Below are 13,760 nucleotides of genomic sequence, written 5' to 3'. Positions count from 1 at the left end.
ATTTCAGTCAAGTGCTTAATGACCAGCTTGGTTTGAGCACTATCCAAGTAACTATCAGAGCCGCCATTATTTGAAGTTTTCTTCTGACTATCGGCATATTCATTTAAATGACGAACAATGCTGGATTGATGCTTTCGTAGGGCCTGAGAAATCATTATCGTTGACCAACCTTCATCCGATAATAGAATCGCTTTAATTCGGTCGCACTCCCGTTTATCACTGCACTTTTTATGGCGTGATTCTAACGCTAGCTTCTCTTGGCCGGTCAATGATATCTGCATTTCCTTAGTGTGATCTTTTAAAATTAAATTTCAATTTTTTTTTACAAATGAAAAGCATTATCAAAGATCACGGGTATACATCCCACTAACCATCCCAAAAATTAAAAAATTAACGATAGTTCTGCGCTTTAGTGCTTGTTCAGCCTCATTTTTATAGCGATCGGATTTTTGTTGTTACTCACTAACAGCATTATGATAGTGTTTAACTAGTTTTAATTGCTTATATGTAATAACACAGACAACTGATAGGGGGAAGAGCATGAACAAAACGCGCACAGAACGTGACAGTATGGGAGAGCTTGAAGTTGATATTAATGCTTTATATGGAGCACAAACACAACGAGCAATTAATAACTTCCCGGTAAGTGGTCTTAAATTGCCGGAATCATTTATTAGAGCTTTGTTATTAGTTAAGTCTGCTGCTGCCACTGCAAATATGACGTTAGCACATTTATCTAAAGAGAAAGGGCATGCGATTAACCTCGCTATTGATAAGTTATTAGCAGATTCAAATCTAATGGACCATTTTCCCGTTGATATTTATCAAACAGGCTCTGGTACTAGTACTAATATGAATGCTAATGAAGTCATTGCAAATGTAGCTAGTAAAATTTGTAGTGAAAAAATACATGCTAATGACCATGTTAATTTTGGCCAAAGTAGTAATGATGTGATACCAACAGCGATTCATGTTAGTGCATCAATTGCACTACATAATAACCTTATTCCTGCATTAAAATCATTATCTAATACTATTCATATAAAAGCCGAAGAACTTGATGCTTATACTAAAAATGGACGCACACATTTGATGGATGCAATGCCGGTACGTTTTAGCCAAAGCTTAAATAGTTGGGCAACGCAAATAGAGCAAAACATTAAACATTTAAAGCTGTTACAACCGAGTATTCAACGTTTAGCTCAAGGTGGTACTGCGGTAGGAACGGGTATCAATGCAGACCCTGCTTTTGCTAAAGTGTTTAATACCGTTCTGTCAGACATAACTGGAATTACATTCAAACCTAGCAATGACTTTTTTGCTGCAATCGGTACTCAGGATACTGCCGTTGCATTATCAGGACAACTTAAAACAACTGCGGTATCTATTATTAAAATTGCCAATGATTTGCGCTGGATGAATTCGGGACCTTTAGCAGGATTGGGTGAAATTAATCTCGAAGCATTACAGCCTGGTTCTTCTATTATGCCCGGTAAAGTTAACCCTGTGATCCCTGAGTCTGCATGTATGGTTGGTGCGCAAGTCATAGGCCATGATGCCGCTATAACCATTGCAGGGCAATCAGGAAATTTTGAATTAAATGTTATGTTACCCCTAATTGCCCATAATTTATTATCCAGTATTGAGCTTTTAGCGAATATCAGTGTGTTATTAGCAAACAAAGCGATTAAAACCTTTACGGTTAACTCACAAAAAATAAACGATACATTGGCTCGGAATCCAATATTAGTGACGGCTTTAAACTCGCTAATTGGCTACGAGAAAGCTGCGATGATTGCAAAAATAGCCTATCAAGAAGGGCGGCCAATTATTGATGTAGCAGAACAACATACCGATCTTACTAGATATAAATTGGAGATTTTACTTAACCCTATCAAGCTAACCGAGGGTGGTATTCCTCATTAAACAATGGTAAAAATTAATTGTTAACCGGCAAAAAAAACTAGGTCATATTCGAATTGTATTTATGAGATTAACATTTTGTGAGATATTAAATTTGTAATAACTCAACGTAAATATGCTAACCTCCATTTGGTTTATGACCGCATCAACGTATTAAGTAATGTCCTTTAACGTCATTTTTATGCCAAGAGTCTGTTCACATCATCGCTTGCTGATTGTTGCATCTTGGGTTAAACGGGTACATGTAGCAACTATTTACAGTTTATAGAGGAACGAATGAACAGTTCAATTACATCTTTTATGAGAAACTTTTTCTCAAGAGTGTTAACCATCATCTTTTTTGGGTTAGCTATTATTCTTGTTATTTCACTATTTATAAACGCAGCACAAGGTTTGATAGCACAATCTGACTTAACTGAGATACTACTCAAAAGTATTAACACTGGTATCATTGCTTTGGCCGTATTTGAACTTGCACTTATTATTAATAAAGAGTATTCAGAGCTTGGTGAAGATGATAATAAAAATGCAATTGAGACTTTACGTGGTACCTTACCAAGATTCATTGGTACTGTATGTGTGGCGTTATCTTTAGAGGGGTTGATCATGGTTATTAAATATAGCCAACTAGATTTAGCGGGTAACTTGTATTATCCCGTAGCGATTATTACCAGCACAGCATTACTTTTATCATCACTGGCTCTTTTCTTGTATTTAACTGATAAACAGAAGTAAATATTTAATGAGTTATTAAAGTTTGGAAAACTAAAGCTAGAAATTATTCAACGACATAATTATTTACAGGGTCAAAAAGCCTTCACAATTTAATAGGTCTGAAGTGACCCCATTAAGTTTTGAAGGCTTTTTGTTATCTACTGATAATATAAAACCACGCAGTAAATTGTCAGTAAATGCCACCATCAATGAACTGCGAGTTAAGTACTATTGACCTCTATTTATATGATCTAGGACTTTTATGATTTAAAACGTTTTACTAAATCATCTAAACTTGACGCCATACATTTTAATGAATCCGTTGATGATTCAATATTTTGAGAAGCTTGCGCACTTTGTTCTGTGCTGTCACTGATATTAACAACATGAATATTAATTTCATTAATCACCGCTGATTGTTCTTCTGTCGCGGTAGCAATTTGCATATTAAGATCTGAAATATGTTGAACGTTTATGACAATTTCGCTTAATACTTCATTGGTTTTATGTGTCGCTTTCAGCCCAAGAATTGCTTGTTCTCTACTTTTATGTACTGAATCTACTGCCATTTTTGAACCATCTTGTAATTCAGATATCATTTTATGAATTTCATCGGTTGATTCATTCGTTTTCTTTGCAAGGTTTCTAACTTCATCCGCTACTACAGAAAAACCTCGACCGTGTTCACCAGCTCGTGCGGCTTCAATTGCCGCATTAAGTGCTAATAGGTTAGTTTGATCTGATAGACCACGTATCACATCAAGAATACCGCTGATTGAATCACTGCGTTTAGCTAAATTTTCAATACTAGAGGTCACACTTTCCATGTCGTCAGCCATATGGCTTATGGTAGCTGTTGATTCATTAACAACTATTTGTGCTTGAGCTGTCATGTTGGTTGCTTCATTGGTTGTTTGTGCAGCCACACCAGCATTATTAGCTATCTCAGCAATAGTGCTGCCCATTTCGTTAATAGCAACGGAGACCTGATGTGCTTCATCACGTTGTTTATCTAGTGATACTTTAGAAGCATTGGCATCTTGATAAACATTCTCAGAAGCATTTTTTATGTCTGTTGATGTTGATTTAACATCTTGAACAACAGTGCGGATATTCCCTACAAATGCGTTAAAACCTTTGGCTAATTCAGATATTTCATATGCACCATTTTCGTTAATTTTATAGGTAAGATCTCCCTCTCCTTCACCTAGTTCACGAAAGGTAGCTGCCATTTCTTTAATTGGTAGTACTAAACGGTTACCTATAACAATACTTATCAACACAAATAAAATAGTCACAATAACAAACATCATTAACATATAGTTTCGAGATTCGTCCAAACCCGCATATAATTCAGATTTAGGTACTTCTGCTATTACATACCAACCTAAACTATCTATATAACTAGTCGAAATCACAAAATCACCCACTTCTTGGAAAGCGAAACTTTGTTTATTGAATAGTTTTTCTTTATTAATATCTACATATATATCCTTAATATTTTTTGTTTCGGCGTAGTCTCGGTTTTTATGAACTTTAACTAAGCCATTTTGATCTGCTAAGTAAACAAAACCACTTTGTTCAATCTTGAAGTTGGTTAGAAATTTAGCTATTTCGTCAAATGATTTAGAAACTCCTGAAGAACCTCGTCCATTAACTTGTTGATAGTTAACAAAAATATCGATAGATCCGTCTGAGTTAGTATAGCTACTTGCTGACTCTGCAATACCACTATTCTTAAATTTGAAAAACCAGCTATCGTGTTCGTTATTTTGTAGTTGACGTAAAAAACCTTCTTGGTTCCAATATTTAGCTGTATTGAGGTCTATGTATGATGCATTACTTAATCCATTAGCTTTAGCAACATCTCCTAAATACTCAATTAACATTTTTTCGCCAGCTGTATCTTCACCATTGTCTACCCAATAGGGAATGAAAGTATTGCTAGCAATCGCTTTGGTTAACGCCTTCATTTGGGATATCTCACCATTAACGGCTTCCTCAACTCGTTGTACTAAGTTAGGAAGTTCAGAGTTTTCCAAACGATTAAGCAATTGGTCTCGTGATTTCATTTGAGCAACAAATGCAATCACACTGGTCGATACAATGACGGCAAGTAAAATCGTCAAGATTAATCTGTTTTTGATAGAAAGTGAGCGCATAAAAACCTTAATTTATATAGATATTGTGGTTTAGCAAGAGCAGTTAAAGCAACATTAATAGTGTTGAAATCATTATAAATATTACTAAAAACTACTCAATAGAGGTAGAAGTGTAGCACTTAGTAAATAGTTAACCATTATTCTCAGATATTTTTATAAAAAATATTAGAGAAAAATTAAAAGATACTTTTATCCAGTATTATTTGTATTAAATTAACTGACCATTCACTCTATTAAATATACCTAGATTGTTAAAACTTTTGATTTTAAGTAATTTAATTTTTATCTATGAATTGGGGGCTGAAAAAGTTGGCGTATTTCCATTAATACTTCGGCCTGTAATTTCCGATTTAACTTTAAAGAAGTTAAATAAGGGGGATGGTATTAACTTATGGATCATTGGTACACATTTAAAAAAGGCTAATTGAGCGCTGAAAGTAATCTTTTAATTTGCCATTAAGTGGTGCGACACACCTTGCGTTAAATGGTGCGGCAAGTGGCTGATAATGTGGTGTCACTAAGTGTTTTATGATATTTTAAGTTTGTATGATTGGCCTAATGACCATAAACACACGTTAAACTAAGGAGTAGGATAGGTTTAACTTATTGTATTTAAGGGTTATTTTATCGTGCAGGAAGTTGTTGTGAATTAAGGAAACAGAAAATCGTTACGCTTTAAATTAAGTCATCGACTAAATAACATTTACTAGGTTGATGACTTAATGAGCACAATCATAATTATTGGTAACTTAAAAAAACAATAATTACAGTACTGTTTTTTAACGTAAATCACAATTAATTAAACGTTACCTAACCATATGTCTGCATTGATTTTCGGTTCTTTTTTACGTTTTTTCTTGCCAGTACCTGCGGGTTTAGCCTTAGGCTTTTCAGCGCTAGAAAATACATTATCGATATATTCAGTTGTTTCAAAGCCTGCAACTTGCTCTCTATCCAAGTACAGTTTGTTCTTTTTATCGATGACATTAAAATGATGGTAATCGTCATGGTCAATAATCGATAACGCTAATCCAACTTCTCCTGCTCGACCACTTCGACCAATACGATGCATATAATCAGATGGACTTCTTGGTAAATCAAAATTAATCACTACTGGCAATTTTTCAATGTCTAAACCACGTGCTGCGATATCAGTTGCAATTAACACTTGAATTTCACCAGCTTTAAAAGCTTCTAGTACACGTGTCCGTGCACCTTGTCCTTTGTCTCCATGAAATACCTCTGCCTTGATACCTCGCTTAGCAAGTTTGTCCGCCAAGTGATTACATGCATTCTTCGCATTAACAAAAATCAAAGATTGCTGCCATTGATGTTGTTTAATTAAATGAGCTAATAATGCTGTTTTTTGCCCCTTATCAACAGTGAATACACGTTGTACCAGTGTACTGGCATCGGCACTTTGCAACTGTATTTCAACCGGATTGTTCAATAACGTTTTAGTCAACGAGGTGACTTGCTCCGGGAAGGTTGCAGAAAATAGTAAGGTTTGTTTGGTTTTTGGAAGTAGATCTAATAATTTTTCTAGTTCTTCAGTAAAACCTAAACTTAACATACGGTCTGCTTCATCAAGAATTAAACATTGTACATTATCAAGTTTAACCGCATTGCTAGAAATCAGATCCAGTAGTCTACCTGGTGTAGCAACAAGAATGTCTGCACCACCTCTTAATGTAAGCATTTGTGTATTGGCAGAGACGCCACCAAAAACAGAAACCGTTTTAATTGCCCCGTTAAAATGCACGGCATAAGATTTAATACTATCTGCAACCTGTTTTGCAAGTTCACGTGTTGGCACTAAAATGAGCCCAGTAACATCGTTACTTCGTACTTGGTTGGTACTTTTAGATATTCTTTTGTAAGCAGGCAATTGTTGTTGATGTTGTAACTCATTAATTTTTTGTAATAATGGCAATGCAAATGCCGCCGTTTTACCTGATCCGGTATTGGCTCCTGCAATTAAATCCTGTCCATCTAATATGCTTGGAATTACTTGTGCTTGGATAGGTGTAGGGTGCTGATAATGCAACTCTGTTAAACGTCCTAACAAAGGCGGAATAAGACCAAGTTGAAGAAAATTGGTTGCAGTATTGATTGATGTAATTGGGTTTGTATCATTGCTCATTAATATAAAAGACTCGTTGCTAAATAATAACCTTCTATTTTAACGTATTTAGTACGTTAGTAGTGAATTAAATAGAATAAAAATAATCCCTTTGCAAATTACTTTAAACGCTTAGTCAATAGATCACCAGCTAGCGAGGAGACGGTGTACTGATTTTTTTGGGGTTTTACAAAGTAACTGTATTTGTTGAAAAGTTAAATCAAATAAATTGTATCTTTCACCTATGTTATTAAGCATCGCTAACCAAAGGTGGCTAGTCATTTGAGCATCGTATAGCGCGCGATGAAAGTCGCCAGTATTCGCTATATTAGCAAAGCGGGTTAATTCGCCAAGTTTATGGCTCGGTGCTTCTTGAAAAATACGACGAGATAATAAGAGGGAGCAACCTACTTCACCTAAATGTTTTCGGTTAACTCGCGTCAATTCTGACGATAAAAAACGTTTATCAAAAGAAGCGTTATGTGCAATCAAATTATCATCTTCGATATAATCAGAAAACTCTGCCATCACTTGGCGACATGGTGCTGCTTGAGACAACATCTTGTTAGTGATGCCTGTGTATTGCTCAATAAATGAATTAACAGAAAAACCTGGGTTCATTAATGCTTGGAATTGATCTTTAACTTCACCATTCACGAGGCGAACCGCACCAATCTCAATGGCCCTATCGCCTTCATTTGGCGATAACCCTGTTGTTTCGAAGTCAAAGATAACCACAGTATCTGCTCGCATATCTAAAAACCTTCCTTTTACTGTATAAATAGAAATTTGGGATCGACTTATTGATATATGGCGCTTTCCCAAATTATAAAGAAGATTAAATTAACATAAAACACATACTTAGTATAAATCCATAACAATTAGCAGCCGATAGTTTGAGTATTCAATAATGGGTTTATAGTTTTTGTGCGGTCATAACAGATGAAGAATCGAGCTATGACCAAGAATATTGGGAATGTTTCTTGGTCATAAATCTTTAAATTGAAATTTAAGTCTTGATTTAACGTGACACGTGGCTCAATGCCAACTTTAATGCCTGTTCTCTTGAAGTACAGTGATTATCACTATCTATTAATGACAATACATTTAATTTTTGTAGACGTTTACGCGTATCAAGATGAGGGCATAGTAATAGCACTTCACAATACGCATCTAAGGCATCTTTAATCGCATTTTCTAAAGCTAAACCTACCGTTACATCAATCATTGGTACATCACTTAAATCCAGAATCATAACTTGATAGTCGCTGATACTCGTGTGTTGACGTGATATTGCTTTTGAAACACTAAAAATCATCGGTCCTGATAAATAGAAAAACAAAACTTTACCATTTGCTCTTTCTAAAATAGCACGTTCATTATCGGTCAACGGTAAGTCGTTATCTGCGTCGCTAATTGCTTTTACTTGACGCGCTTGCGCTCGGCTTAGCTGTTCTATGATGATGATATTTGAAATAAATACACCTAAACCAACTGCCACAATTAAGTCGACAAAGACAGTCAAAAACATAACCCCGTACATTATCGCCATACTCTGAAGGCTTACTTTGTGCGCTCGTTGAATAAAGCTCCAGTCTAAAATATTGAATCCTACATAAACGGCAATACCTGCTAAAACAGCCATTGGAATAGGTTCTGTTAATCCCCCTGCAACTAACACGACAAGTGCTAAAACCAATGCTCTTACAATACCTGAAAGGGGGGATTGTGCGCCAACTTGTATATTGGTTACTGTGCCCATGGTTGCACCTGCGCCAGGTAATGCACCAAATAAACCGGAAATGACATTAGCGATACCTTGACCTCGCAGTTCTTTATCTGAATCATGTTCTTTACGGGTTAATGAATCTCCTATGACTGCAGTTAATAATGTATCAATACAGCCCAGTGTACCTAGCACTAAAGCGTCAATAACCATGGCCGTTAACATTTCGCTGTTGAAGTTAGGAATGATTAATGAAGGTAATCCCGCAGGTATCTCTCCAATGCGGCGAATGCTGTCGGTATCGAACAGAAATACAGATAAAAGCGTAACTGCAATTAGGGCAACTAGTTGAGCTGGCACAAACTTGCGATATTGTTTGGGGAAGAAAAATAAAACCGCTAAGGTCAGTACACCTAGAAGCAGTTCGTTATAACTAATATTAGCGAATATAGTCGGGAGCGCAGTTATTGTACCTAGTACTCCACCAGGTGGTGCTGAGTGACCCAATAGAGGAGATAATTGTAAAATAATTAAAATAACACCGATACCAGACATAAAACCAGAGATCACACTATAAGGCATTAATGTCACATATTTTCCTAGCTTTAATGTGCCCAGTAATATTTGAAAAATACCCGCCATGATCACCACAGTAAAAGACATTGCTAATCCAGTTTCTGGATATTTAGCCATCATACTGGTCAAAATAGCGGTCATGATAACGGTCATTGGTCCCGTTGGTTCCGATATTAGTGTATTTGAACCTCCAAATAGGGCGGCAAAAAAACCGACCATGATAGCGCCCCACAATCCAGCTTCTGCACCGGCTCCTGATGCGACCCCAAAAGCTAATGCTAATGGTAGTGAGATAATTGCAGTAGTGACACCACCAAAAATATCGCCTTTTAAATTAAGGTCTTGAAACCGATTAATCAACAAAATTTATATCCTTGTAGTCAATGATCAAAGTAGACTAATAAGTCAGTCTTAATCTTTTAATTATTTATGTTAGCCCGAGTTAATGTTAATTATGTCAAATTCCATAAATAGACTAAAATTGATATTATCTAATGTTAATATAGATTTTTGTCTATGCAATTTATTTTCTCTGGCACTCAACTTGCTTTACTTCATCTTTTATTAATAGGAACTTGCAATGCGTTCACGTATTCATGCTCATGTTGGCACCATGAGGCAATTAGAAATTCTGCTTGCAGTACACGATCAAGGTAGTATTAATGAGGCTGCTAAATCGCTATTTTTAACGCAGCCAACGGTCTCTATTCAAATGAAGAAACTCAGTGACGCCATTGGAGGTCCTTTATATCAATTTGTAAATCGTAAGTTAGTTTTTACGGATATAGGTTTAGAGTTAGTAAAGACATCTGTGGAAGTATTAGATAGTTTTGCTCGGCTTGATGTGGCTTTAGGTAGCTTACGGAAATTTAAACCTAGTACGTTACGATTAGCCGTAGTCACAACCTCTAAATATTTTATTCCTCATTTATTGGGGCCGTTTTGCGAAGAATTTCCTGACGTTGAGATTCAACTAAATATTGGTAATCGTGAAAAAACGATTGAACGTATGAAGCAAGGGGTAGATGATTTTTATGTATTTAGCCATCCACCACAGGATATTGAAGCACAAAGTCTTGAGTTCTTAGATAACCCATTAGTTGCTATTGCGCATGAAGATCACCCACTAGGAAAACAAAAATCGATTAATTTAGCTGACCTTTGTGAGCAACCATTCTTAATGCGAGAAAAAGGCTCTGGTACTCGCTTTGCTATTGAAGCTTTGTTTCAAAAACATAATTTAAAGCCCAAGGTAAAAATGACGATTGAAAGTAATGAGGCAATTAAACACGCTGTTATGTCTAAATTAGGGATCACTATTATTTCTGCCCATACCTTAACTTACGGTGGACAAAATGGTTTAGTCCGTTTACCTGTTAAAGAGCTACCAATAGATTCTCATTGGTTTTTTCTCTGGTTGTCAGCAAAACGCCCGACTTTAATTGCGTCTGCTTTTTTAAAGCATATTAAAACAAATGGGCGAGAGTTATTACAAAATGAACTTGATAAAAGTGCAGCTAATTAAGCACTATAGCGCCTTACTTATCCTGAGTTAAAGTTGTGATTATGATATAAAGTAATAGTAGGAGGTTGTTTGCTTAATAATTAAACCTAAGAGTTTTTCTCTAAAATTGTTATGATTGAAGTTGTTATTTCATCTAAACAGAGAAAAAGGGCTCAAATTGTAAAGTTTTACATATGTATTACTTTATGTGCATATTCAAACTAAAAGCAATGACAATCATAAAAGGAATATCCTATTTCCTGATCTATACTTGGATCTGATAGATTAGCTCCTATCTAACTAAAAAGTCTCTGATATAGGCTATGTGTCATGATTGGTATAACAATACACATCATCCACCTATTAATTAGTGCACTTCTGAGTAACCTTTTTTACTAAGTTACTAATATCAAATTACTGATATTGGTTTATTAAAAAATTGATTTTAAAGTCGATTAACTCTACAAAAGAATAATCTTAAAGATACAGTTAAGATGAAATTACGGTGTTTTTAATCGAGTATTATTCAATACACATATTTATCGCTTGCTTGAATGATTAAGTAATATCTAACAAGGAATGTTTTAATATGACACGAATAAGTAATAGTGGCGACAGTTCTGATTCAGATAGATCTAACCACAACGCCTCAGATAATGATGATTCAAAAAAACGCCTTGAAGATAGCTTACAAGATATTGCGGGGTATCTTGATGCTGTCTTTAATAATATGGGCGATCCTATTTTTGTTAAAGATGAATCATGCCGATTATTATTAGTTAATGATGCTTTTTGTAACATGTTTAATTTACCCAGGGAACAAATTATAGGGAAAACATTAGCAGAAAGAGTTCCTTGCAATGAGCGAGAACATTTTTTATCGATGGACAAGCAAGTACTGGAAAATGGTCAAGAGATATTAAGTGAAGAAACATTAACTACTGGGGGCTGCCTAACTAAAACAATCCTTACTCGAAAAAGTCGATTTGTAGATTCTAAAGGTAATTATTTTTTAGTGGGAGTGATCCACGACATCAGTGAACGCAAACAAATCGAAGAGCATCTCAAACTCGCGGCCAGTGTTTTTTCTCATTCAGGAGAGGAGATATGCATAACCGATCACAATGCCAAAATCATAGAAGTTAATAACGCTTTTACACGGATAACAGGGTTTAGCCGAAAAGAAGTGTTTGGCCAACATTTAAGTTTTTTACAGTCAGAAACACAATCGTCGGAATCCGATAAAAAAATGTGGGGTATATTGCACAATGAAGGCGCTTGGCATGGTGAAGTGTGGCAACGACGTAAAAATGGGGAAACCTATATACTAATGAAAACAATTAGTGCAATTTATGACGATAACGGCGTCACTACACATTACGTTTCATTGGGTAATGATATTACTCCAATAAAAAACCAACAAGACCAGCTAGAGCATATTGCACATTACGATATGTTGACCAATTTACCCAATCGTTCATTATTGGCAGATAGATTAACGCAAGCCATGTTGCAATGCCATCGTCATAAACAATCATTGGCCGTCACCTTTATTGATTTAGATGGTTTCAAAGCAGTTAATGACGCTTACGGACATGATGTCGGTGATCAGTTGTTGATCGCATTGTCGCTTAGAATGAAGCAAGCGTTACGAGAGGGAGACAGTTTAGCACGTATCGGCGGTGATGAATTTGTTGCAGTATTAGCTGATTTGGCACAAACAGAAGATTGTAAAGTTATTCTAGACAGATTACTTCTAGCTTCATCTGAAGCCGTTACTATTAATGATGTAATTTTTAAAGTATCGGCAAGTATTGGTGTAACTATATACCCACAGGATAATGTAGATGCCGATCAATTAATGCGCCATGCGGATCAAGCGATGTATGTAGCAAAAGGGGCGGGTAAAAATTGCTATCACTTATTTGATACAACACAAGACGATGCAGTAAAAGTACAAAGGGAAAGCTTAGAAGCGATCAGGATTGCCTTAGATAAGCAACAATTTGTATTGCATTATCAACCTAAGGTTAACATGCGTAGTGGCAAGGTAACTGGCGTAGAAGCTCTTATCCGTTGGCAACATCCTACTCGGGGCTTACTTAATCCCATGGAGTTTTTACCTATTATTGAAAACAACCCCATGAGCATAGAAATGGGCGAGTGGGTTATTGACAATGCACTATCACAAATTAGTGAATGGCAAAAAAGGGGGCTGAATTTACCGATTAGTACCAGTGTTAATATTGCTGCAGTGCAATTACAGCAATCTGTGTTTACTAAAAGATTAGCTGAGTTATTAGCGCGACACTCCGATGTCGATCCTAGTTATTTAGAACTTGAAGTGTTAGAAACGAGTGCAATGGATGATGTAATACATGTTTCTAAAATAATGAATGCGTGTATTAAGCTAGGTGTTAATTTTGCTTTAGATGACTTTGGCACAGGCTACTCTTCTTTAACTTATTTGAGACGATTACCGGTCAAATTGATCAAGATAGATCAAAGTTTTATTCGAGATATGCTTGATGATCCCGATGACTTAGCGATTGTAGAAGGGGTGATTGCTTTAGCAAAATCTTTTAAACGAGAAGTGATTGCCGAAGGCGTTGAATCCATCGCACATGGTACTGCATTACTGAAATTGGGTTGTGAACTTGCACAAGGTTATGGCATAGCCAAGCCGATGCCCGCCAGCGAAATTCCTAAGTGGGTAAATCAATGGAAACCTGACACTGCCTGGAAGATTAAGTAATACTCGTGTTATTAAGTACGTAATCAAATATTTGGCTATATATTGAATCAATTTAGAGTGTAGATTGTTTCAGTTAGTTGCCAGTTGGCTATTAACTTTGCAAAGTCTTTACGCAAACATGATCCACTTTAAGTAATATAATTGCATTGCTATTAAGTGACGTCACTAGTGGTGATAATTGTAGGGCGAATAGGTAGTAGAGATTGTTGTTCATTTCATGATTATTTAATAGTCATTTCATCGCCGCTTAAATACATTGACCTTCTTTAAAGCGAACC

The 13,760-nt window shown here is 35.9% G+C and carries 9 protein-coding genes; 4 read left to right on the top strand and 5 right to left on the bottom strand.

Features of this window, described 5'->3' with window-relative positions; all coding sequences use genetic code 11:
* A partial coding sequence (locus H592_RS0108825; RefSeq protein WP_028868456.1) for a helix-turn-helix domain-containing protein occupies positions 1 to 281 on the bottom strand: 281 nt, incomplete at its 3' end.
* A gap of 259 nt (positions 282 to 540) precedes the next feature.
* Between H592_RS0108825 and H592_RS0108820 the strand changes: the two genes are divergently transcribed.
* Together H592_RS0108820 and H592_RS0108815 are read left to right on the top strand one after the other, a co-directional pair.
* Entirely contained in the window at positions 541 to 1,926 is a 1,386-nt protein-coding gene (locus tag H592_RS0108820; protein ID WP_028868455.1) for a class II fumarate hydratase, read from the top strand.
* A 273-nt stretch (positions 1,927 to 2,199) separates the two neighbouring features.
* Positions 2,200 to 2,658, top strand: a complete 459-nt coding sequence (locus tag H592_RS0108815) for a hypothetical protein (RefSeq protein WP_028868454.1) — start codon at positions 2,200 to 2,202, stop codon at positions 2,656 to 2,658.
* A gap of 239 nt (positions 2,659 to 2,897) precedes the next feature.
* Here H592_RS0108815 and H592_RS0108810 read toward each other — a convergent pair whose 3' ends face one another.
* The 4 genes from H592_RS0108810 to H592_RS0108795 form a co-directional block, all read right to left on the bottom strand.
* Complete coding sequence (locus tag H592_RS0108810) at positions 2,898 to 4,766, bottom strand: methyl-accepting chemotaxis protein (protein ID WP_245600392.1); 1,869 nt, start codon at positions 4,764 to 4,766, stop codon at positions 2,898 to 2,900.
* An 832-nt stretch (positions 4,767 to 5,598) separates the two neighbouring features.
* Positions 5,599 to 6,942, bottom strand: coding sequence for a DEAD/DEAH box helicase (locus H592_RS0108805; protein WP_211235645.1), 1,344 nt, complete (start codon positions 6,940 to 6,942; stop codon positions 5,599 to 5,601).
* Positions 6,943 to 7,065: 123 nt separating this feature from the next.
* Positions 7,066 to 7,674, bottom strand: coding sequence for a 3'-5' exonuclease (locus H592_RS0108800; protein WP_028868451.1), 609 nt, complete (start codon positions 7,672 to 7,674; stop codon positions 7,066 to 7,068).
* A 268-nt stretch (positions 7,675 to 7,942) separates the two neighbouring features.
* Positions 7,943 to 9,586 carry a SulP family inorganic anion transporter gene (locus tag H592_RS0108795; RefSeq protein ID WP_028868450.1) on the bottom strand — a complete coding sequence of 548 codons (1,644 nt, stop codon included), beginning with the start codon at positions 9,584 to 9,586 and terminating at the stop codon, positions 7,943 to 7,945.
* Between the two features lie 217 nt (positions 9,587 to 9,803).
* Here H592_RS0108795 and H592_RS0108790 point away from each other — a divergent pair, with 217 nt between their 5' ends.
* Positions 9,804 to 10,748 carry a LysR family transcriptional regulator gene (locus H592_RS0108790; RefSeq protein ID WP_028868449.1) on the top strand — a complete coding sequence of 315 codons (945 nt, stop codon included), beginning with the start codon at positions 9,804 to 9,806 and terminating at the stop codon, positions 10,746 to 10,748.
* A 568-nt stretch (positions 10,749 to 11,316) separates the two neighbouring features.
* Positions 11,317 to 13,482, top strand: coding sequence for a sensor domain-containing protein (locus H592_RS21870; RefSeq protein ID WP_084296245.1), 2,166 nt, complete (start codon positions 11,317 to 11,319; stop codon positions 13,480 to 13,482).
* The last annotated feature ends 278 nt before the right edge of the window (positions 13,483 to 13,760 follow it).

It is taken from the genome of Psychromonas arctica DSM 14288, from assembly GCF_000482725.1.
Lineage (GTDB): Bacteria > Pseudomonadota > Gammaproteobacteria > Enterobacterales > Psychromonadaceae > Psychromonas > Psychromonas arctica.
Note: the sequence above shows the minus strand (reverse complement) of the source record. Positions and strands in the feature narration are given on the sequence as shown.